Origin of the sequence: Thermoactinomyces sp. CICC 23799, from assembly GCF_016055145.1 — a bacterium.
In the GTDB taxonomy this organism is placed as follows: Bacteria; Bacillota; Bacilli; order Thermoactinomycetales; family Thermoactinomycetaceae; genus Thermoactinomyces; species Thermoactinomyces intermedius.
In genome coordinates this window covers 268,617-289,379 of record NZ_JAECVV010000002.1, presented here as the reverse complement: position 1 = coordinate 289,379, position 20,763 = coordinate 268,617, and the positions used below count along the sequence as shown (strand labels likewise).

Annotated in this window: 24 protein-coding genes; 2 read left to right on the top strand and 22 right to left on the bottom strand. The window is 46.9% G+C overall.

The annotated features are described in order from the left end of the window. The 22 genes from I8U21_RS03880 to I8U21_RS15255 form a co-directional block, all read right to left on the bottom strand. Positions 1 to 1,227, bottom strand: coding sequence for a phage major capsid protein (locus I8U21_RS03880; RefSeq protein WP_198053322.1), 1,227 nt, complete (start codon positions 1,225 to 1,227; stop codon positions 1 to 3). Next, on the bottom strand, positions 1,224 to 1,931 hold the full coding sequence (locus I8U21_RS03875) for a head maturation protease, ClpP-related (protein WP_198053321.1): 708 nt from the start codon (positions 1,929 to 1,931) through the stop codon (positions 1,224 to 1,226). The genes I8U21_RS03880 and I8U21_RS03875 overlap by 4 nt, the downstream gene beginning before the upstream one ends. 19 nt (positions 1,932 to 1,950) lie before the next feature. Beyond that, positions 1,951 to 3,087: a phage portal protein gene (locus I8U21_RS03870; RefSeq protein WP_232337492.1), complete on the bottom strand. Its 1,137-nt coding sequence runs from the start codon at positions 3,085 to 3,087 to the stop codon at positions 1,951 to 1,953. A gap of 20 nt (positions 3,088 to 3,107) precedes the next feature. Next, entirely contained in the window at positions 3,108 to 3,524 is a 417-nt protein-coding gene (locus tag I8U21_RS14915; RefSeq protein WP_232337491.1) for a hypothetical protein, read from the bottom strand. 12 nt (positions 3,525 to 3,536) lie between these two features. Then, positions 3,537 to 5,219, bottom strand: a complete 1,683-nt coding sequence (locus tag I8U21_RS03860) for a terminase large subunit (RefSeq protein WP_198053320.1) — start codon at positions 5,217 to 5,219, stop codon at positions 3,537 to 3,539. Next, on the bottom strand, positions 5,212 to 5,574 hold the full coding sequence (locus I8U21_RS03855) for a hypothetical protein (protein ID WP_181732310.1): 363 nt from the start codon (positions 5,572 to 5,574) through the stop codon (positions 5,212 to 5,214). The genes I8U21_RS03860 and I8U21_RS03855 overlap by 8 nt, the downstream gene beginning before the upstream one ends. Positions 5,575 to 5,696: 122 nt before the next feature. Beyond that, positions 5,697 to 5,984, bottom strand: coding sequence for an HNH endonuclease (locus I8U21_RS03850; protein WP_198053319.1), 288 nt, complete (start codon positions 5,982 to 5,984; stop codon positions 5,697 to 5,699). A 29-nt stretch (positions 5,985 to 6,013) separates the two neighbouring features. Further along, positions 6,014 to 6,703 (bottom strand): hypothetical protein, encoded by a 690-nt coding sequence (locus I8U21_RS03845; protein WP_198053318.1) that lies wholly within the window; start codon positions 6,701 to 6,703, stop codon positions 6,014 to 6,016. A 57-nt stretch (positions 6,704 to 6,760) separates the two neighbouring features. Beyond that, positions 6,761 to 7,465 carry a DNA-methyltransferase gene (locus I8U21_RS03840; RefSeq protein ID WP_198053317.1) on the bottom strand — a complete coding sequence of 235 codons (705 nt, stop codon included), beginning with the start codon at positions 7,463 to 7,465 and terminating at the stop codon, positions 6,761 to 6,763. Positions 7,466 to 7,571: 106 nt separating this feature from the next. Continuing rightward, on the bottom strand, positions 7,572 to 8,009 hold the full coding sequence (locus I8U21_RS03835; protein WP_198053316.1) for a hypothetical protein: 438 nt from the start codon (positions 8,007 to 8,009) through the stop codon (positions 7,572 to 7,574). A 156-nt stretch (positions 8,010 to 8,165) separates the two neighbouring features. Then, positions 8,166 to 8,681, bottom strand: coding sequence for an ArpU family phage packaging/lysis transcriptional regulator (locus I8U21_RS03830; protein ID WP_198053315.1), 516 nt, complete (start codon positions 8,679 to 8,681; stop codon positions 8,166 to 8,168). 471 nt (positions 8,682 to 9,152) lie between these two features. Next, entirely contained in the window at positions 9,153 to 10,514 is a 1,362-nt protein-coding gene (locus tag I8U21_RS03825) for a DEAD/DEAH box helicase (RefSeq protein ID WP_198053314.1), read from the bottom strand. Next, positions 10,511 to 10,789 (bottom strand): VRR-NUC domain-containing protein, encoded by a 279-nt coding sequence (locus I8U21_RS03820; protein WP_198053313.1) that lies wholly within the window; start codon positions 10,787 to 10,789, stop codon positions 10,511 to 10,513. The genes I8U21_RS03825 and I8U21_RS03820 overlap by 4 nt, the downstream gene beginning before the upstream one ends. A gap of 283 nt (positions 10,790 to 11,072) precedes the next feature. After that, a complete protein-coding gene (locus I8U21_RS03815) occupies positions 11,073 to 13,454 on the bottom strand; it encodes a virulence-associated E family protein (RefSeq protein ID WP_198053312.1) in 2,382 nt (793 codons plus the stop codon). Positions 13,455 to 13,460: 6 nt separating this feature from the next. Continuing rightward, on the bottom strand, positions 13,461 to 15,374 hold the full coding sequence (locus tag I8U21_RS03810; RefSeq protein ID WP_198053311.1) for a DNA polymerase: 1,914 nt from the start codon (positions 15,372 to 15,374) through the stop codon (positions 13,461 to 13,463). Between the two features lie 60 nt (positions 15,375 to 15,434). Then, positions 15,435 to 15,998, bottom strand: a complete 564-nt coding sequence (locus I8U21_RS03805) for a DUF2815 family protein (protein WP_198053310.1) — start codon at positions 15,996 to 15,998, stop codon at positions 15,435 to 15,437. Between the two features lie 20 nt (positions 15,999 to 16,018). Continuing rightward, positions 16,019 to 17,104, bottom strand: a complete 1,086-nt coding sequence (locus I8U21_RS03800; RefSeq protein ID WP_255516920.1) for a DUF2800 domain-containing protein — start codon at positions 17,102 to 17,104, stop codon at positions 16,019 to 16,021. After that, a complete protein-coding gene (locus I8U21_RS03795; RefSeq protein WP_198053309.1) occupies positions 17,101 to 17,430 on the bottom strand; it encodes a hypothetical protein in 330 nt (109 codons plus the stop codon). Before I8U21_RS03795 ends, I8U21_RS03800 begins: the two co-directional genes overlap by 4 nt. Before the next feature lie 89 nt (positions 17,431 to 17,519). After that, positions 17,520 to 17,762: a hypothetical protein gene (locus I8U21_RS03790; RefSeq protein WP_198053308.1), complete on the bottom strand. Its 243-nt coding sequence runs from the start codon at positions 17,760 to 17,762 to the stop codon at positions 17,520 to 17,522. Then, a complete protein-coding gene (locus I8U21_RS03785; protein WP_198053307.1) occupies positions 17,759 to 18,043 on the bottom strand; it encodes a helix-turn-helix domain-containing protein in 285 nt (94 codons plus the stop codon). The genes I8U21_RS03790 and I8U21_RS03785 overlap by 4 nt, the downstream gene beginning before the upstream one ends. Continuing rightward, entirely contained in the window at positions 18,043 to 18,366 is a 324-nt protein-coding gene (locus I8U21_RS03780) for a hypothetical protein (RefSeq protein WP_198053306.1), read from the bottom strand. Before I8U21_RS03780 ends, I8U21_RS03785 begins: the two co-directional genes overlap by 1 nt. Positions 18,367 to 18,394: 28 nt before the next feature. After that, positions 18,395 to 18,595: a helix-turn-helix transcriptional regulator gene (locus I8U21_RS15255; protein ID WP_181733006.1), complete on the bottom strand. Its 201-nt coding sequence runs from the start codon at positions 18,593 to 18,595 to the stop codon at positions 18,395 to 18,397. Positions 18,596 to 18,872: 277 nt separating this feature from the next. Between I8U21_RS15255 and I8U21_RS03770 the strand changes: the two genes are divergently transcribed. Next, positions 18,873 to 19,577 (top strand): hypothetical protein, encoded by a 705-nt coding sequence (locus tag I8U21_RS03770; protein WP_198053305.1) that lies wholly within the window; start codon positions 18,873 to 18,875, stop codon positions 19,575 to 19,577. Continuing rightward, positions 19,558 to 20,709 carry a site-specific integrase gene (locus I8U21_RS03765; protein WP_198053304.1) on the top strand — a complete coding sequence of 384 codons (1,152 nt, stop codon included), beginning with the start codon at positions 19,558 to 19,560 and terminating at the stop codon, positions 20,707 to 20,709. Before I8U21_RS03770 ends, I8U21_RS03765 begins: the two co-directional genes overlap by 20 nt. Positions 20,710 to 20,763 lie beyond the last annotated feature (54 nt).

The window sequence follows — 20,763 nt, the reverse complement described above, 5'->3', positions numbered from 1 at the left end:
TTATGCAACAGGTTCAGTGATCAAAGCAAACGCTTTTTCATCAATCACATCACCGTCAACAACGGTATAAGCAGCGTAATCAGTTGTACGCGATTTTACATGCTGTTCTGTCATCACGCTCATGGGTTCGCTGACATTAAATACAAGGCCTCGATTGGCATTTCCGATGATGATCGAACCCTCTGATACACCAGCATCTGGCTTGACCGGCAAACCAAACATCCGACCAACACCGCCGCTGGTCACATCAGGAATAAATAACGGTCGCCCGTCATTATCCATCAAGTTTGCCAGCTGCCCCCAAATCGTTGCGTTGTTTGCATAAATCGCTGCACCGCTCAAGTATGAAGAGTGAATAAGCCCCATGGCTTGTGTTAAATGCTGATAGCTAAGCGGATTGTCTTCACTATAAGTAACAACTTGCGGCGTTCCAGACTCTTCGAGCAAGGCCGTTTCTACTCCTCTGGGCTGTCCTTCACCGGTCCCTTGTGCAGCGGCCACTCCCAATGCAGCCCCGATTCTATCCCCAAGCTCTTCAGTGATAAACGGAATAAAGTCTTCTACTGCCATAGCTTGCAATTTCCAAGTAACCGTTACTGCTTTTGCCAACTCGTGGCCATCAAGTACAAGTTCGCCGAACGTATTCTGTTCGTCTTCAGTGGGTGTTCCTTCCGTATACCATGCCGCATCGCCTGCATCAATTGACACATGCTTCTTAATAGTAAATTTACCGCGCACATTGTATTTACGCGCATCCGCATAGAGCGGGTAATTCTCCTCTGCTCGCTTCCAAATTCCTTCTGCAACTGTTTCCGGGATCAATACTTCGGTATTAGTGGTGTCATGGGTATAAGCATTTTGGAAGTCAGGATTAAACTTGTTGAATAACTCTCTTTCGTTTTGATCAAGTGCAAACCCCATCATGTGTTTTGCCCAAACTTTTTCATACGCCTTTTTCTCATCAACATTTCTCGCTTCCTTTGTCGAAAATTCCAACTCTCTTTCTCCTTTCACTTTGGCTGATTTCTTTTCAAGATCAACAAAAACCTCAGTGTCTTTTAATGCATTCAGATTTGCATTTGCAATCTTTACCTCTTCCCACTTGTCATCAAGTTTTTTAACCTCTTCCATTTTCGCGTTTGCTTCATTTGCCTTCCCTTTTTCAATCAAAGATTCTGCTTCATCCATCAAGGCCTTGCGTTGAGCCTTATACTGTTCGAGGTTCATAAAATCACTCCTTTTAATTTCAAATAGTTAAATTTGGCCAACAAAATACCCGGTTGAATCTCGTCTTTAGAAGATTCAACCGGGTTCTTGATTTTGTCTTGCATATTACGGAGCTTGTTAATGACTTGTTTTGGCAAAAGTTGCAAATGGCTTGCACACGCCACCATTTGCATGTTCTTTTCTTCGAACAGGATTTCATCAACAAACCCTTTTTCCTTCGCTTCCTGGGCATTCATCCAGGTTTCGCGATCCATCATACCAAGCAATTCATTTTCACTTAAACCAGTTTTATTTTGGTATGCCGCAGCAATGGAACGATTCATATTTTTTAGCACATCCGACTCATGTTTCATGTCTCGATAATCTCCTACAGCCATAGACCACACATTATGAATCATGATTTGCGCTGTTGGGCTTATTTTTACTTTGTCACCAGCCATCGCAATGACTGAACCCATGCTTGCGGCTACACCGGTAATCTTAATCGTCACCTCCCCTTTGTAGTCTTTTAGCAAAGTGTAAATTTCTGAGCCTGCAAACACATCACCGCCAGGGGAGTTAATTAAGACTTCTAACTGTTCGCCATTTGCTTTTTCAAGGGCATCTGCCACTTCATTGGGGCTTGTGGCCTCAAGTCCGAAAAAGTCATAAGCCCATTTATCGTCATTAGACACAATAGCCCCCTTAATTTTGACCTTCGCCATCTTCGACACCCCCTTTCAATTATTCATCAGCCGGCCTGGTATCCAGGCGGCGAATCATTTCATCTCCTCCCTCATATGGGGCACGACCAAGGGTTTCCCTTACCTCATTCGGGCTCATGATTGCCCGGTCAACATATTCAACTAATCTTAATTTTGTATCCATGCTTGCAAATGTCAGGTTAGAGCTTTCAAACACAATTCGATTTCCAAATCCTCTTTCTCGCCTGGTAAACAACTTCCTTGTAAATTCATTACTCATTTGTACGATGTCAGGTTCAATCGCTGACTCGTAATATGAAATCCATTCATCTTCAGTGTAATTGCCCTGGACAATCTTTTCATTTGTATTGAAAAAGGAGTAAATTCGTTGTACTGTTTTGTCCATTTGCTTATCGTTTGGTACATAATCTTTGGGTTCAACTTGTATAGCATCAGCTTTTGCATCTGTTGCAGCTGCGCCGGCACTACTTTCAGTTGAAAGAAAGTCCTCTACAAATCTTTTTGTCTCTTTTTTGATGTCCTCGGGCCTCAAACTTTGATGGAACTTCAACAGCCAGCGAATAACTCCGCTGTTTTTAATGGCTTTTACGATCCCTTGGTCTGTCGTATTGACGATTTCCATTAATGGGGTTAAAGCCTCTGCCGGGGATGTCCCAAAAATATCATCTTCGTTGAAGTCTTTCCTTAAATGAATAATATCCGCATACGGCAGTGTGGCTGTTTTCCCATTTCGCAATGTAAACCGTAAATAAAGACGATTCTGATCATCTAGCAGAGCAGAAACGCTGGTTGAAGTAATCGGGTAAATCGCGATTGGCATTCCGTTTTCATCTCGATCAATATAGGCAAAAGCGTTATTGTTTAATTCAAGTTGTGTCGCCAATTTTTCTTGTAGCTGTTGACCGCTCATATAGCTGTTTGGTTCTTCCAGTAAAAATCGCATATATGCATCAGGATTAACTTTTGTTCCTTTGGGATCTTGGCGGACATGCTTTGCTACAGCTTTCCCTATAGCTCGAACCTTCGGTCTGATAGCTGCTCTTACTATGTCTGATTGATACAAGCGGCCATTCCAAGCATAAAAACCATGGCCATTTTCCGTGATCATTTGATACGATGTTACCTTCACTTTTTTATTTCTAAATCTATCTAACAATCCAATCTGAAACACCCCCTTTACTGAGCTGGCCAAGGAATATCATACGTTGTTCCATCAGACATATGAAATGTAATGTTTGTTCCATCTGATGTGATATTTACAACTCCAACTCCATCCTCACCAGGATCACCTTTTGGTCCTTGTTCCCCTTGCGGCCCTTCTGGTCCTTGAGGCCCTTGAGGTCCTTGGGGTCCTCTCAATGTCCCGATCTGAGTCCAAGTGCCATTTTGATTTTGATAAAAATCACCATTGACACTGTTTAAATAAACATCACCCGGCGCGCCTAGGCTTTCTCCAGGTGCACCTTCTCCAAAGTGAAATCTCATATTTCCGCCACCTCCGCCTGTTTGTAATAAATCAACAATGTTATAAATCTGGCCATCTTCTCCAATGATTCGCCCGCTACGCGGGGCATAATCATTAATACTTGGCATCTAACGCACCCCCTAAATGATGTTTACATAATCATTCCACTTGTCTTGTAGCACAACATAGGCATTTAACATGGCCGCTGTTCCATCAATCCGTCGACGCTGAGCATTTTTGACTGGCTGGATATTATCGTTTTTATCTATATCAATTGATGTATTACTTAGGCACCATTTCGTAATAGGATTGTTGTTATATACAATTTTCTTCGCTTCCAAATCTGCCCCGAGTTTTTTCATTGGTCCTGAAAGTGTCTTTTTCCCCTGGATGACCGGAACCATCACTTGCTTCCCGAATGTATTTTCCATTTCTTCAACCCAATATTTAGCGCTCCAAGAATCGTAACCCACCCATGATAAATAAATATCTTTTTCGTTCATCATCTCCAAAAACCATTCAGTGACATATTTAGGGTGTACGCTATTCCCTGGGCAGGTTCTCAATAACCCTTGTTCATGCCATAAGTCATAAGGGATTTTGTCTTCCTGCGCGCGCTTCTCCAGCAAGTCTTCAGGAAGCCAATACATATGCTCAAAATAAATTTTGTCACTCCCTGGGACCATGAACAGAACACAAGCAGCCGTCAAGTCTGTTGTACTGGAAAGGTCCGCGCCGCCGATCCCATAGCGCGGTTTAAGCTTGGATATATCAAATGTTTCTTTGTTGTCGAGCTGTTCAAAGGTAAGCCAGGCTTCAGTTGTTGTTTCCCGAACATTGAAATCCTTTGTCAGCAAATTTTTTACTAACAAAGGATTTGCTTGGGCTTTCTTCACCTTTTGGCGTAGCTGGTCAATGCTTTTGATCGTTCCCAAGCCAGGATTTGCTTTTTTCCATGCCTTTTCATCTGTCCATTCTTCGCGCCTGTCGAGCTCGTAGATGATCGGTAATACTCTTTCATCTTTGTATCCATCCGGATCATCATAACCATTAATAATCCGCTCGGCCTCGTCATATTTGATATCAAAAATCCCCTCGCGAACGGTTCCGGCTGTTGTGGTAATGATCGAAAGCGGCTGTTCACGAGCCGACATACCATCCACAATAACGTCATACAAGTTCTTGTCTTGAATCGCGTGAAGTTCATCGATAAGAGAGCAATGGACATTAAGGCCGTCAAGCGTGTTGGAATCACTTGATAGCGGTCTGAACGAACCATCATTAAAATCACTAATTAGTTCTGCAACAAGTGTCCTGATTCGCTTGGATAATACCGGCGATTTCTTAACCATTCGCTTTGATTCCAGCCAGATGATTTTTGCCTGGTCCTTTTTAGTCGCTGCTGATACAACTTCTGGCCCTGCCTCCCCATCAGCAACCAACATATAAAGAGCAATCGCAGAGCCGAGAGCTGATTTACCATTCTTCCTGGCAACAATAAATAAGAGTTCCCTATATTTTCGTGTCTGGTCGATCTTATGAACAAAGCCAAAAAGCGCCGCGATCATTGCTTTTTGCCACAGCTCCAGGATAAATGGTTTTCCGCCCATTTTCCCTTTACTGTGTTTGCAAAAGTTCTCAATAAACTCAATGGCATGATTGGCCCTTTTGGGGTTATATTCCCATTCACTCTTTTTGTCATTTAAATCAGATACAAGCTTCTGATATACACGCTTAACTTTTTGAGATACAACCTCTTCCCCGGCTTGAATCCTCTCCCAATACTCAAGGATCGGGTTATAATCAAGCGGATACCTAATCACGGGACATCACAAACGCCTCAAATCCGTCATCCGGCTCTTGCTGTATTTCTTTAGGCAATAGATCAGTCAATTGCTTCATAATTGTTCCGTATCGCTGAATCATAGTGTTATAAGTCTTAACAGCCGGATGTTCCCTTAGAATTGAATAATCTCCCTGTGGCATTTCATCAATAGGCCCCTTCTCATCAATTAATATCTTCAACTCTTCAAGTGTAGCTTTCATAAATGCAGCTTCATTAATAAGTCCCTCTGCAACCTGCTTCTTTTTACCTTCTAAGTCTTTGTATATCCTCTTAAGTCTCCTAATCTCTTTCTTTATCTTTTCATCTTTGGTTAATTCCTTTTTTCTAGCCATCGTTATTTCACCTCTTTATCACTCCTCAATGGGTGGGGGTCATGGGAGATTGAGGCGTGTATTTTTCGAAGGTGCCCCCACCGGTCCCTAGCCAGGGGGTTTTACTTTTTGAACCGGGGGGGCTATAACTTCACCAGGTTCCCGCTCTCATCAAACATGACATCATCTCTTGTCGCTTTACCACCATGGTGTTCTTTGTTGTGACAGTCCTGGCATAACAACTCCAGGTTATTAAAGTTAAGACTTATGCTAGGATCATTGATATTGTCTTGAGTTAGATAAACTTTGTGGTGAACAATTTTGCCTGGACCGCCACACCTTTCACACAATCCAAACTTAGATGCAAAAAAAGCGTCACGACACTGCCGCCACGCCTTCCCTTTATAAAATGATTTGGCCCATTCCTTCATATCTTCACCCCCAAACAAAAAAGACCACATCAAGTGGTCCGCCCCATCTTCTTCAACGCTTTTTTCATTTGTCTTTCATTTGCTTTGACAGCTTGGCTGTCTACATCATCAACACCACGATAAACATACTTAGTGTTCTGCCAGAAATCAAAAGCAAATTCATCAATTGGCACTTGATATTTATCGTGATACTGCCGATTAACTACATCAGCCTTGAAAATGTTTGTTAACATGTACAAATCATCCTCAGGCGTTTTCAAATACCGGCCGCTTATAAATTCGCGAACTATATGTGATTCAAAATCTGCTAGTTCATTTTCATCCGGCCTGTAGTTTTTCGATAGGATTGATACCTCGTCAAATTTTTCTGTTTTAGTCTTATCTGACGCCGCGATCTTTTTAATTTCGCCTTCCCAATCCTCCACTTTTATTGTTTCTGCTGACTTAGTTACATCTTTTGTTGCTTCCTCTGACTTAGTCGGATCTTTTATCGGCTCTTGAGCTGATGGCTTAACAGGTTGCGCTGGTCGGCTTTGCGCCTCAGGATCCGGCGAATTAATGACCACAACAAAAAAAGCAATAAAGGACACAAAGAACAAGGCAACATTCCTCAATCTATTGCCCAACTTCATTCGTTTGTGGAGTTTGGTTGGATAAATGGCCCCAACAAATCCAAAAATAAAAAACAATACAAATATTGACGCTAAAAGTATAAACATCATATCTCCCCCTACTTTTTCATTCGGAAGGAGAAAGCGATTTATTACCTTTCCTGGTCAAACAGACAGTTTCAATCGTTCATTTGCGATCTTCACATACTCTGCCTCTTTCTCGATGCCGACATAATTAAACCCCTCGCGCTTGGCGGCTACCAATGTGCTGCCGGATCCCGCAAAGGGGTCAAGCACAATTCCACCTGGTGGAGTGGTCGCTTTTATTAATTCGGCAAGCAATTCAACTGGTTTCTCTACAGGGTGTTTCCTATCTTTGGATTTAGTCGCCTTGAATCGTAATATATCACTTCTTAAAACCCCGTCGTTCGGCTCATAAGCGCCTTTATTCCGACCAGCAATAATTAATTCATGTTGATGTCTCCATATTCGGCCTAACCCAACTCTTTCTTTATCCCACACCAAACAGACCAATTTATCCCATCTGTTAAACATCGGAGGGTAAAAGGCCGGATAACTATCGGAATTACAAAATACTATTATATGACCGGTTGGCTTCAAAACTCGCCTCAAGTTATCACAAATAAGCCTCCACCAATGCTCTAAAACGCTCATATCCGACCATTTTCTGCCCCAATTAACCCTGCTTTGATAGTGGGTAGCTGGACAAAAAAATGGTGGATCAGTGATGATACTATCAATGCTATTATCAGGTAGCTTTTTCAGTTCTTCTAAACAATCACCCTGTATGATTCTCTCCATATTTTCCCCCCAAATAAAAAAGACCACATCATGCGGTCTGCTTTCCATTTATCCATTTCTATATAAAAAACCGGGAGGCACTACATATAGAGAGAGAAGAGAGGGGATACACCTCCATGTTTTTAGTATCTCCCGGTTTTTAGCAAATCCTATTTTAGGTCGTACTGGTTTCACGTTCTTTTAACTGTATAACATCGGTCCGCAAGTCGCAATCAAACCCATTAGTAAGTTGGTCATTGCAAAAAGCCCTTAACGCCTCGTTAAAAACAGCGACTTTGTCTATTTCTTCTAGCGATTCGTATTTGTAAGTATAAATAACGGTATTGTCAGTAGAAGGGTTTTTAATAAAATCGACTATTAATTGATTCACATTTTGAACCTCACTTACTTCTGCCGCTGTTAATTCTAAAGGCTGATATCTCTTTGCCAAAAAGCCATCAGGGTCATCAATCATTTGAAGATAGTGAATGAAAGGAGCTTCTTGTGAGCTTTCAGCAACAATCTCACGCGGTCCATCACGGAAACCATCACTAACTTTACCTGTACCTTCGCTCCAACATGTAAAATAGATCTTCGATTCGAATACAGCCATTAATTTCATTCTCCTATCTTGTTTACTTGAAATACCAGAAAGCGGCCATAAACAGCCGCTTCCTCCCCCTTAAGCTATTGCAATGCCTTCGATTCGGCACTATCATATTATCATCTAAATGGCCTTTAAAACGGTCAAAAAACGGCCAAAAAACGGTCAAGCTAAATTTAAAGCCACGGCAATTTTCTCTAACGCCCTAGACTTGATCCGTCTATAGGTTCTTTCACTAAACTTTAACTCCATGCAGACTTGAATCGTAGACAGTTCTTCAAAGTAAGTCCTTTCAATAACTTCCCGCTCTTCCTGGCTTAATACATTCAGGGCCTTCTCTATTTGCTGAACAAGCTTTCTTCTTTCCGCTCGTTTAATAGCGTAACGCTCAGTAGATGAACAAAAAGAAGAAGCTGAACCGCTCTCTTCTCCATATGCCGGGACACAGGAAGGGAACAGATCCCATCCCTTTAATGACTCTTTCATTGGCACAAAGTCACAAAGAAGACGTTCAACTTTTTTCCGGTGTTCTGGTTTTTTCCATTTTCTTGCTGCTCCCATCCTGCTTCCCCCCATATTATAATAATGTTGTCTAATCTTAGGGCAGCCCAAAATGACGGGCTGCTCTTTTTCACGCGCCTTTTTCAAACAATACATCCCAAAGCTTTTTGTAAAACTCATATTTATCGCTCTTTTTTAATTTTCGGACGGTCTGAGATATGGTCTTTGGTGATCTATTCAGGGCTATGCCTAAACGGGACGGCCCGTCATACTCATAGAACTTGCATATGTACGCAAGCTCTGCTGTGGTATAATCGTCAGTTCGATATCTTCCCATTTCTCTTTTCTCCTTTCTCCATTGCAAATTGCCCCAGACAAGCCCACGAGCAAAAATGCCACTCGTCGGGGTCTCCTATTTGCTTTAGTTCAGAGTCGACTGTAATGTTTGCATAGGGGCCAATAGTGTTTTTGCATTGATCGCAGATAACAGCTCTCATATCTTTCACTCCTTCATCATCCTCCGACCGCAACCACAAACAACAACGGCCGGGATATATACTTCGATTGCTCTTTTGCATTTAGCGCATGAATAAACAACACCTTTGTTTCTTTTACGCGTTATTGTCTTTGTTTTTGGCCTAGCAATGGCTTTCATGCTCCTCGACTCCTAGGAATTTCTGATATTCTCGCTTTTACTGCTTGCATCAGATCATTTTGTGTCAGCGCCTTCCTTGCCAGAGCCTTCATCACATTCTCGTCAATCGTTCCCTCTGTGACCAGATGGTAGATGATCACATTTTCCTTTTGCCCTTGTCGATATAATCGGGCGTTTGCTTGTTCGTAAAGCTCAAGGCTGTGAGGAAGTCCAAACCAAACGATGGTATTACCTCCGGCTTGCAGGTTTAGACCGTGTCCGGCGCTGGCCGGGTGAGCCAGTAAGACCGGAATCCGGCCGGCATTCCAATCGGAGATGTCCTTGGAAGATTCCAGCGTCCTCACGGAAAAACGTTTTTGGATCCGGTGTAGATCGTGTTGATAGGTATAAAACACCAGAATGGGCTTCCCATTAGCTGCTTCGATGATATCCCCCAACGCTTCCAACTTGGCTTTATGGATTTCCTGTACTTTGTGGTTTTCGTCATAGACCGCCCCGTTTGCTAGTTGCAACAATTTGCCGGCCAAGACCGCCGCTGTATTCGCCACCACATCCCCATCGGCAAACGGTAAAAGGAGATCCCGCTCCAATTGCTTGTATCTGGCCCGTGCCGCTGGCGGTAGCGTAACAGTTACGGTTCGGTCTATCCGTTGCGGCATATCCAACCAGTCCTCCGCCTTCATGCTGATGCAGATGTCCGATATTTTCTCGTAAATCACCTCCTCTGAAATCGGGATCCACTCATACACGATGTGGTCCCTCCTCTTACCCGGTATGAAATACCGGTTCCTGTAGCCGGTAATGGTCGGACCTAAACGCTCCCCCTGATCCAGCAGGTAGATTTGTGACCACAGGTCAATCAGTCCGTTCGGAGCCGGGGTCCCGGTCAGCCCGACGATCCGATTAATTAGCGGCAGCACTTTTCGCAGTGCCCGGAATCGCCGGGAGGATGGGGACTTAAAGGAGCTCAGCTCGTCGATGACCACCATGTCAAACGGCCAGGACCGACCATAATGATTCACTATCCACTCTACATTTTCACGGTTGATCACATAAACGTCCGCTGGCGTATTCAAGGCCTCAATCCGTTTCTTTTTCGGTCCCAATACCTTGGAGATTCTCAGGTGTCGTGTATGGTCCCACTTCTCAGCCTCTGCGGTCCACACAGTATCCGCCACACGCAGAGGCGCGATGACTAGCACCCGTTCAATTTCAAAGCTGTTGTGTAGCAGCTCGGTAATCGCGGTTAGCGTAATAACACTCTTTCCAAGCCCCATCTCTAAGAACAACCCGGCAGAAGGATGGTCGAGAATATGTTGAATCGCGCGCTTCTGGTATGGATAAGGTGTAAATTTCATGACAGCCACTCCTCGATAAATTCATTTATCCCATCCACTGAATGAATCACTGCCACATAAAACCCCATGGCCCGGAGTTCATCGATCCGTTTTCGTTGAAGAGGTCTCACTCTTCCTCCAGGCGCTTTCAGTTCAACAAATGCCACACGGCCGCCAGGCATTAATACGATTCGATCCGGCGCGCCTACCCAGCCAGGGGGCGTAAATTTCAACGCCAAACCTCCCCGTCTCTCCACCTCACGTTTAAAACGCTGTTCGATCTGTTTTTCTCTCATTTCTGCCTCCCGATGACACTGTGAACAATGTGCGTGTTCAAAAACATCTATCCCCTAATAGAGCGTATAGAGGGTATTTGAGAGGTCATTTTACCTCTCTAACCTCTCTAATCTCCCTACCACCCCATAACTTTATTTAACCGTTCACATTGTATACACTGTTCACTTAATAAAAGAGAATATAGATAATATAAGGGTTTAGGGGCGTGAACAGTTTTAATGTCAGGTGTGAACAATGTGAACGCTGGAAAATTTTAGGTGTGAACAGTTTACCCTAAACTGTTCACGGTAACTGTTCACGGATAAAGGCCCTTTGGGTTCCGTAGTGTTTGAACCGCAGCCTGCCCCATCGTTTCCAGCCCGGAGTATTAGCGATGATCGCCCCAATTTCTCTTGAGGCCCTCAAATCCAGCCTTGCCGGGTCGTTTCCCAGCAGCTCCGTCCAGACTTCCATGACGCAGACTTTTGTCCGGGGCTGGCCATTCATTGGCGCGCCCTCAATCCCTTCGAGGTATGCCCGCCGGCTGGCAATGTCCCGCTCTTCCCAATCTTCCGGCAGTGGCAGGTCGAGAAAATCTTGGATGAGTCCAGTCAGGGAGTTTTCCTCTGTGTGCTCGTGTTGCATCTCCTTCACCCAAGCGATGGTATCCGCGTCTTCTTCCGGATCCAAGTAAGTGGGGTATCCTTCCCGGTAGTACGTGACCGCCTCCGCCCAAATTTGATCAACCTCATCATCTGTTAGCTCCGCCAACGACCGCACCGGCTCATTGACACATTGGAAAGGCCAAAAGCGCCGGTTACCGGTTTTATCAACCAAGAATTCAAAAGTGTTGGTGGATCCGATAAAAATACATTGCCTTGGATACTCCTCCACCATTCGGGAGTAAGGCGGCCGATAGCGGTCATATTGTTTCGAGAGAAATTTTTTCACCATTTCCACATCTGCCGCCCTTTTAATGGCTGACATCTCGGCCATTTCCACCAACCACACGCCCTGCAGGGATTCATAAGCGTCCTTGCCATTCAGATTGTCCAGAGAATCCGTAAACCACCCTTTGGATAATTTGTGGATAATCCGGCTCTTCCCAATACCCTGTGGCCCGACAAGTGTAATCATTTCATCGAATTTAGCGCCAGGCTCAAAGATGCGTTTGACGGCGGCGACAAGGGCTTTCTTGGTCAGTTTCCGGGTATGCAGACTGTCTTTAACGCCTAAATATTCAATGAACACCGTCTCCAACCGGGGGACCCCATCCCATTCCAAGCCGTTCAGGTAGTCTTCGACCGGGTGAAAAGCGTTTTTCCGTGACGTCATCAGCAGGGCGTCCGTCAAGCGGTCCTTATGCCGGATGCCGTATGTGTTCTCGATGTAGCCTCTAAGCGCGGCATCGTCCATGTTGTCAAACAGCCCGGGTTTATCTTTCCACGGCAGAGGTCTTAGCACGGCGACACGATGTGCAAAACGGTCATAACCAAAACAGCCTTTTAACTTCGGGTCGTTCTCAAGGATTAATTCAAAGTTACGGAAAGTGACCATTAATTGCCCGGATCTCGGATGACGTTCGAGCCTTGACAACCAATCTATGCTGCCGTCTTGGAAATCTTCTTTCGCAGCCCCCAATTGCTCAAGGCCCATTGTCTTTTTGACTTCCTCATCCTCCAAAGCCAGACTCATCATGGCCTTATAGGAGGGTAGCCGGTTGACGGGCGTACCCGGTGCTGCCTCTTCATCCCGATCGCCGAACAAGTGGATCCTCACCAAGTCGAAAGCGTTAACCAATTTTCCGCCGATTGGGTCTGTTGCATGGAAGGAATAGGCGAATTTCCCATCGTCGTAAACCACTACACCGCCGGCGGTGGATCCGGCTTTATACGTATATCGGGCTTCCCCAAACGGCTCATACACGTCGCTTAAAAATTCCTCAATGGCCATTTCGATGTCATAGGTCCGGCAGAACGCCCCAACAACACCGGGTTTTTCGTGCGGGTCGCCCTGCTTTTTCGCCTGCCGCTTTATCCCCCGGTCCTCTCGGGAGGATCGTGGCCACTGTGCGGCATCTTCCCAGTTTTCATACTGTGCCAGGATCTCAGCCGGATCCACCCAACGTCCTTTTTGTTCCCAGCAGACAAATTCTCCATCTTTCGAAGCGCTTGGCCAGTACATCAGCCGGTTAACCTCGAAAGTCGTCGGATCCACCCATTCCATAATTCCGAGACTGTTTGCCACCCAGCGCGCGACCGCCGGATATTGCTCAGGGCTGATGTTATATTTAAGCGGCACGATCAGGCGAAAGCGCGGCTTGTCGGGTGAATGGGAATGGGTCGTATACAGAAAGCAGGCGAAATCCACTTCTGACTGATCAAGCAGCCTTGGAGCGTAATCGCAATCCAAGGTGATGAGGCTGCGCCAAGCAACACTTTCCGCCCGGCGCCGGCCACCTTTTAGCGCGCCTCCGACAAATCCGCCGACATCTTTTAGGCTGTCACGTTTTGTTTTTGGCATGCTTTGGTAAGCTTCAAAGGTCTCATAGGTCCGCACCACTTCTGACAAACGGCCTACAAGCTCCCCCCATGTCAGGGTTTCAGGGGACCACTCGCGCGCGTCCCGGCTGGGGCCAACATAAATGGTTAATTCATGTGTATTTTGGAGTTTGTATTCTTGCAATCATTTTCACCCCTTCGTGTAATAGTCAGTTTCAAAAGCGTCAGCCTCCAGCGGCAACCCTGGAGCCCACGGGATCGGCTCGGACATAATTGCCGCCATCTCATCAGCTGAGCCGTGAGCCTGATCGCAAACAACCTCATCGTGTACATGGAATGCAATCCGGTAACCCGCATTTTCCAGCCGGCGCAATGCCTCCGCCAAGCAATCCCTGGCGACTGCCTGAACGCAGTTTTCCACCAGCTTGCCGCCATAGGTTTTCTCCCGTCCGTTGTTGGATTCATAAGTTAAAGACTCTTTGCCAAATTGATCGTCTGTTTCAATCCTCGGTCTGACATAGGCGATTTTTCGGCTGGATGGCAGCTGGAGAAACAAGACACCGGGGCGATAGATAAACGCCAGCCCGTATTGAAGCCGGACCGTTTTTTTATCCCGCACCGCCTCCAACGCTGCATGCTCCATATCCCGCCAGAACTGAACGATTCGGGGATTTGAGGACCGCCAGGAGCTTACCAAGTCCGGGAGGTCATCTTCCGTCAATCCCTTATCTAACGCTCCCATTTGGATTAGCGCTCCTTTGCCGCCTTGGTAACCCAAAGCCAACTCCGCCACTTTCCCTTTCTGCCGCAGTTCGCTGCCTTTGGTGATCTGCTCAATTGGAACGTTGAACATCCGGCTAGCGGAGGCCTCATAAATCTTCCCGTGAGAGTTAAACACATCCAATCGCCATTTCTCACCGGCCAGCCATGCAATAACCCGGGCTTCAATAGCGGAGAAGTCCGAAACGATGAACCGGCAGCCGGGAGACGGGATAAAAGCCGTCCGGATCAACTGAGAGAGAACATCTTGTGGGCTGCCGTACAATAACTCCAAGTCTTCAAAGTGCCCCTCTTTCAGGAGCTGCCGGGCAAGGTCCAAGTCTTCCAGCTCATTCCTCGGCAGGTTCTGCACTTGGATCAGGCGACCAGCCCAGCGCCCGGTTCGGTTTGCGCCGTAATATTGCAGGAGCCCTCGCGCGCGCCCGTCTTGACATACGGCCCGCTCCATCGCCTGATACTTTTTAACGCTGGTCTTAGACAGCTCCTGTCTAATCTCAAGAACCCGCTTGGCTGCTCCGTTTGCAGCCCTCATCAGTTTGGGCACAATCTTTTTAGTCAGACTGTCTGTCTCTATACCTTCACGGGCTAACCAATCTTTCAACTGCGCCACGCTGTTGGGGTTTTCTAACCCTGTTAACCGGGCTGCTTCCGCTTCCAACTGTTCCCGATACTGCGTATCACATTCAATCGCACGGCGGACCAGCTCCAAATCCAAACGGATCCCCGTGTCATTAATCCGTTGGTCAATCGCCCATAGATCCTTTTCAGTGAGGGGGTATTTGGCCAACTTATTCCGTATCGCCCGTTCCACCTCTACGTCCTGCCGACAATATTCCTTAAACGCTTCCCACTTCTCGGGGTCGTGCTCTGGTAAGTTCCGCTTGCGCCCTCCGTTGGCCTTTGTGGGCTTACAGGGAATGCTAAAATATCGGATCAACCGTTTACCGGCTGCGTCTTTCTGCTGTTCCAGCTTCATTGCTTTTGCCACGCCGTCCAGGCTTCCCGGCAGCCCGAGTGTCAGGGCATGAACCATGCTGCACTGCCAATGCTCCGGGAGCGTAGGGATGCCAAAGTGTTTTTGAATACAAACCCTTTCAAAGTTCGCATTAAAAGCCGTTTTTACCACGTCGGGATCTGTGAGCGCCCGTCTTACCTCAGCCGGCAGCTCTTCCCCTTGAGCCAGATCAACAATCTGGACGGGTTCGTCATTAAAAGCATAAGCGAAAAGAAGAATCTCAAAATCCGGAGCTTCTACATAGCGATATACGCCATGCGTCTTCAAGTCAATGCTGGAATAGGTTTCAATGTCGATACTGAGGATCATATAAAACGCTCCCTTTATGAGGTTTAGAAAGGAGAAGGGCTTAAGCCCCTCTCCTGTTTATTAGCTCAAGAAATCCTCATCTTCTTCATCGTCGAGCCCGCCAAACTCGCTTTGAGCGCTGACACGTCCGCCAAGGGGCTCACCGTCTTCCAGCTTTTGCAGATTGTTCAACCCTGCGGCGATTCCGCGATTTCCGGATACACTGTAGGCGTAGAAGTTAATGGAGGCCCGGCCATAGCAACCACTGTAAAATTCGGTTTGGTCCATGATCGGATCCAGGTTTCTGTCGACGATTCCCGGCTTAAATTTGCTGTTGGCGTTCAGGAAATAGTGGCCTTGGAACTCCGGTTGATCCGGGCGCTCCACATCTCCATCACGCAGCGGGGTTTTCAGGTTTGCCGGAACACGCCCACCCCAGCGTTCTTTTCCTTGCTCAGCGGCGGCTTTAATGGCAGCGTTGATCTTCGCGAGAGTCTTTTTGTCCGTTTTCGGGATCAAAATGCAGATGGAATATTTCGGTTCTTGACCTTCAACAGCAGCACGCGGTTGAAATACATTCGCATAGCTAAAACGGACTTTCCCGGTAACAACTTTAGTGTTCAGTTTTTTCGCAGTTTGTGCCATTGATATCAATCCCCTTTTAGTTAATTTTTGAAGTCTTCGGCAGCAGCCGTTAAAATTTCAGGTCTTTTATCCGTCTCGGGTACAAGCGCCGGTCTGCCAGACGGCTTTTCGATCAGATCGCCAATGACCTCCCCGACGCGTTTCCTGCCGAGTTGCTTTTCAAGCTCCGTAATCGTCAACAGCACCTTTTTATAAGGGTCGTGTCCTTCCTCCTGCAAGCGTCTGGCCACAGCTTCTTCATCGGTGTATTTCCGAACGCTGCGCCCTTCTACCACTTTCCAGCCGGGGAATTTAACCCCGTGCCGATAGGCTTGATTCAGCGCATACTCTTTAACGTCTCTCACCCAACGCTGCAAGTCTTCCGCTTGCTTGAGCACTTCAGCGATTTCCTCAACGGTCAGGGTCTCCGGCTCCCGGAAATCAAGCCTCGCAAGCTCCAGATTTGCCTCTGCCCGCGCCCGGCAGGTATACCGGGCTTTACAGAACCGGCAATGCTCACCAGGGATAAAATCCCCCTCGCCGATAAAAGCCCGCATTGCCAGCGGCTTAATTGATTCTCCCCATTGCCACAACTCATCGACAGTCATTTCTTCTGATGAGATGTTATCCAATCGGGGCTGGACGATCGTCATCCGGACGGTGTCAAAGTCATACAACCAGTCGAAGTCATTGATAGCTCCCAGAGCGTACAACCTCAACTGCGGGTTTTCCTCTGCTGACACCGGCACGCCTTTACCGTACTTCAAATCAACGATTTCCAGCCTGCCGTCAGCGATAATCACAGCATCTCCTGTCCCGAAACCCTCCGGAACCCAGGGGCTGAAATCCAGCCGTTGCTCAAGCAGGACCGTTGCTCCTGGTGTGATCCGCTCCAATACAGCGTTCACGTACACCTCTACGTAATCCGTCATCTCCGGTTCTCCCTGGGGCGGATCGGAGCGCTCCCCCAGATGATACTGGAGCCACTGCTCCGCCAACTGGTGGGCTTTCGTGCCTTCTTTGGCGTATGGGCTCTGCTCGTCCTTGAAATCCTGCTCCAGCCGGGCGCTCGGCGTGCACTTCATCCACCGATGCGCCCCGGAAGCAGATAAAATAGCGTGCTTCAAGCGATCTCCCTCACCTTCTCCATCAGCTCACCGAGTTTATCTTTTGGAATCTCTGTCAGCTTTTTAACCCCAAAGGATTGGATCAGCTCTTTGACTTGGCGGCGTTTGCCGTTCCGTGACAGATCGGCGAGTTTCGCCCTGACTGCCTCCAAGCTGACTTTGGGCTGTGGATCCGGCTTTTGCTCGGGTTTGGCTGGTTTTTGCCCTGGCTTTTGCTCAGGAGATTCCGTTACAACAGTGACAGTCCTGGCGATGGTTTGCAGCGCCACCGCCATATCTTTCAGCATTTCGACCGCTTCATCGGGGATCTCTATAACGATTTTCACGTTTAGACCTCCTCGTTGATTCCCCTACCGTTTTTATGTAGGATAGAGGAAGGAACTTTTTATTTTTGCCGGGTACTTTGTGTCCCGGTTTATTTTTCTTTGGCCATCTCTTTAATCTGTTGGTACGCATCCTTGAGCTGCGACTTCAAGAGATCCAAGGTTGCAAAGACCATGATGGTCTCGAAGCATTCCCGAGAGATCGTCTCCGTTCTGCCATCTAACAGCTCCACGGTTACTTTCCCTTCTCCGGCGCTTTTACCAGCGACTTCATCAATCCGTCGCGTCCGCTCCTCATCCGGAAGCGCCAACCATTCTCTGGGGTTGATTTTCACTGGGACGCCCTCCTTTCGCATTGATTCTCCAGCCAGCGCTCCAATTGCCGGCGGGGGATTAATCTCCGATTTCCGACGTCAACCACCGGGAAGTCCGGGCGATGGAGAATGTCATACATCTTAGACCGGGAAACGCCCAAAACTTCAGCGGCCTGCTCCACGCTGTAGGTCAACGCCTCCGACCGGTCCATTTGGCTGGCCAGCCGCAGGACCTGTTTGTTCAGATCGGCAACCGCCTGGAGGAGTTGTACGATCGGATCGGATTCCTCATGATAAGCCATCAGCCCACTCTCCTCCCTGAGATTTCGCGGATATCAATGACCTGTCTGACTACTGAGTAGCGTTTGAACTCCGCCGGAAAGTCGGTCACCCAACTCCAAAGAAGATCCTCAATGATTTTTTTCCGGCTGTTCACGGGACCGTACCAAACACGTCCGAGATCCTTCATCGTTTCGTCCACCATGCCCCAATCGCCCTCTGAGGCAAAGTTGGCGGCCAGTCCGCGAAGACATTCAACAACAAAGTCAGTAATCTCAGGTGTCAGCCGCCATTTCGGCTTAACCCGTATTTGGTGGCCTTTACACTCAGTCCAATCGGTCAGCATGCGATCCCCCCTTTCTACAGCCGGACTGTCAGTCTATGATGTAAATCTCATCGGGTCGGACCTGGAAAATCCTAGCTAGTTCTAAAAGGTGATCCACCGTCGGGGCCGACACCCCTCGCTCCCACCGGGATATATAGGTGGGATGCACGGGATCCCGGAACATGAGCGCAAGCTCATATTGCGTTAAACCGCGCTGCTTTCGGAATTCCCTAATCCGATTTTTCCTCATTTGATCTCACCTCTCTTCAATGACTGACTTGTCTGGCTCAATTATAATTTCGTCTAGACAATCTTGTCAATGGATTTTTTCAAGGCGAAAAAACCTTATCTGTCGGGCTTTTCCGCCTTAGACTTTTTGTCTATAGCAAGTATATCGCGCCTTTATTTTGGCGTCAAGACTTTTTTGTCTAGATGGTATTTTTGTCTTGTTGATATTGACAATATTGTCTAGAATAAAATATAATCATTCGATGGTAATTATTAAAGGAAGAAAGGAGGGATAAACGATGACTTATGCTGAATTGTTGCAACGTTACATTAAACAATCCGGTAAAACTCTAGAACAGATTTCAAAAGAGTGTGCGAAAAAAGGCGTCCAGATTCACCCCACTTATATCAGCAAACTCCGATTAGGAAAAAGGCCCGCCCCATCTGAAGAAATTTCAAGGGTGCTTGCCGAAGTAACCGGAGGCGATCCGCAACGTCTTATTATAAAAGGGTTTGTTGAGAAAATCCCAAAGGATCTAAAAGAGGAAATGGGGCTGTATCGGTATATCAGCAGCCTTGATGATTTGGTCGATGATGTATCGTCAAAAGTCAAAGATCTGGGAGGCTTTGACTCAGCGTTAGAAACGATTATTAAGTGGGTAATCTCACCCAATAAGGATTTAATCATCAAGGAATTGGAAAACAGGGGAGAGGATGGTGAAACATATAGAAAGTACTTGGAAATGATGCAATCCCACCCTGAAGAGTTGCTGAAATATCTTAAAGAAGACGAAAAACTTGATTTGCTGGTAACGGTTCTGCCCTGGGCAGAGATTGTACGTCCTTTAAAAATAGAAGCTCTTAAAGCCGTCTTGGAACAAGGTTTGTTAACGGATGATGAGGGGAACCCATTGCCGGATCATCAGGTTCGGCCCTTGCTTGCACATGTTGATGCCATCATTGAAGGCTTAAAGGGGGAGTCGGATGAAGGGGCACATTCGTAAACGCGGTTCTAAATGGTGTTTCGTCCTGGACATTGGCCGGGATCCGAAAACAGGACAGAGAAGGCAAAAATGGTTCTCTGGTTTCAAAACAAAAAGAGAAGCCGAGCGCGCAATGGCCGCAAAGATTCACGAACTGAATCAAGGGGGACTCATAGAGCCGGCGAAAATCACGCTTGAGGAATACCTGAAACGCTGGCTTGAAGACTATGCGAAGACCAACTGCGCACCTCGGACCTATGAAGGTTACGAATATATAATAACCAGGCATCTGATCCCGTCTTTAGGTAAAATGACGCTCGACAAACTAAAGCCGCTCCATATCCAAAGATACTACTCTGAGAAGCTGAGCAGCGGGAGAACGGATGGAAAAGGCGGCTTATCAGCCCGATCCGTCTATCACCATCACAGGGTCTTGCATGAAGCGCTGGAGCAAGCCGTAAAATGGCAAGTTATTGCTGTTAACCCGGTAAGGGCTGTGTCGCCACCAAAACCAAAGCGGAAGCAACTAACGGTATTAACACGAGATGAAGTTCTCCGGCTGCTAAAAGCGGCGGAGGGCTCTAAGTTGTACGAGCCCATATTTTTTGCTGTCAATACCGGAATGAGACGCGGGGAGCTGTTCGCCCTCCGATGGAGTGACGTTGACTTTGAGAACCAAGTAATCAGCGTAAGACAAACCTTGTATCGGACAAAAGGTGACGGTTTCGTGTTTCGTGATGCGGCAAAAACAGACGGTAGCCGCCGATCCGTAGCTGTATCTGGTTCTATTGTAAACATGCTAAAACGGATAAAGAAAGAACAGGCTGCAAATAAACTTGCCCTGGGCCCTGCATACCAGGACCACGACTTGATATTTTGCAAAGATGACGGATCGCCTTACAATCTCGACTATGTATCCCGGGATTTTGGTCGCCTGGTCCGCAAACATAATTTGCCGCCGATCCGTTTCCACGATCTGAGACATACTCATGCAACGCTCCTCCTCCAGCAAGGGGAACACCCGAAAATCGTTTCAGAGCGCTTAGGCCATTCAACAATTACCATTACAATGGACCTTTACTCACACGTTTTACCAAACATGCAAAAAGAGGCCGCCCAGAAACTGGACGACCACTTATTTGGGGGAAAATAATCGGAGGTTTGCAAAATGTTTGCAAACCTCCTTTTTTCTTGTTTTCGCTAATTG

Excerpts from the sequence above, each read along its gene's own strand:
- I8U21_RS03810 (WP_198053311.1), bottom strand. The coding sequence starts at position 15,374 with ATGATCCTCAGTATCGACATTGAAACCTATTCCAGCATTGACTTGAAG.
- I8U21_RS03875 (WP_198053321.1), bottom strand. The coding sequence starts at position 1,931 with ATGGCGAAGGTCAAAATTAAGGGGGCTATTGTGTCTAATGACGATAAA.
- I8U21_RS03850 (WP_198053319.1), bottom strand. The coding sequence starts at position 5,984 with ATGAAGGAATGGGCCAAATCATTTTATAAAGGGAAGGCGTGGCGGCAG.
- I8U21_RS03835 (WP_198053316.1), bottom strand. The coding sequence starts at position 8,009 with ATGGCTGTATTCGAATCGAAGATCTATTTTACATGTTGGAGCGAAGGT.
- I8U21_RS03825 (WP_198053314.1), bottom strand. The coding sequence starts at position 10,514 with ATGAAATTTACACCTTATCCATACCAGAAGCGCGCGATTCAACATATT.
- I8U21_RS03770 (WP_198053305.1), top strand. The coding sequence starts at position 18,873 with ATGACTTATGCTGAATTGTTGCAACGTTACATTAAACAATCCGGTAAA.
- I8U21_RS03830 (WP_198053315.1), bottom strand. The coding sequence starts at position 8,681 with ATGAGTTTTACAAAAAGCTTTGGGATGTATTGTTTGAAAAAGGCGCGT.
- I8U21_RS03820 (WP_198053313.1), bottom strand. The coding sequence starts at position 10,789 with ATGAGAGAAAAACAGATCGAACAGCGTTTTAAACGTGAGGTGGAGAGA.
- I8U21_RS03840 (WP_198053317.1), bottom strand. The coding sequence starts at position 7,465 with ATGGAAAGCAGACCGCATGATGTGGTCTTTTTTATTTGGGGGGAAAAT.
- I8U21_RS03845 (WP_198053318.1), bottom strand. The coding sequence starts at position 6,703 with ATGTTTATACTTTTAGCGTCAATATTTGTATTGTTTTTTATTTTTGGA.
- I8U21_RS03855 (WP_181732310.1), bottom strand. The coding sequence starts at position 5,574 with ATGGCTAGAAAAAAGGAATTAACCAAAGATGAAAAGATAAAGAAAGAG.
- I8U21_RS03780 (WP_198053306.1), bottom strand. The coding sequence starts at position 18,366 with ATGCTGACCGATTGGACTGAGTGTAAAGGCCACCAAATACGGGTTAAG.
- I8U21_RS14915 (WP_232337491.1), bottom strand. The coding sequence starts at position 3,524 with ATGCCAAGTATTAATGATTATGCCCCGCGTAGCGGGCGAATCATTGGA.
- I8U21_RS03785 (WP_198053307.1), bottom strand. The coding sequence starts at position 18,043 with ATGGCTTATCATGAGGAATCCGATCCGATCGTACAACTCCTCCAGGCG.
- I8U21_RS15255 (WP_181733006.1), bottom strand. The coding sequence starts at position 18,595 with ATGAGGAAAAATCGGATTAGGGAATTCCGAAAGCAGCGCGGTTTAACG.
- I8U21_RS03805 (WP_198053310.1), bottom strand. The coding sequence starts at position 15,998 with ATGGCACAAACTGCGAAAAAACTGAACACTAAAGTTGTTACCGGGAAA.
- I8U21_RS03765 (WP_198053304.1), top strand. The coding sequence starts at position 19,558 with ATGAAGGGGCACATTCGTAAACGCGGTTCTAAATGGTGTTTCGTCCTG.
- I8U21_RS03880 (WP_198053322.1), bottom strand. The coding sequence starts at position 1,227 with ATGAACCTCGAACAGTATAAGGCTCAACGCAAGGCCTTGATGGATGAA.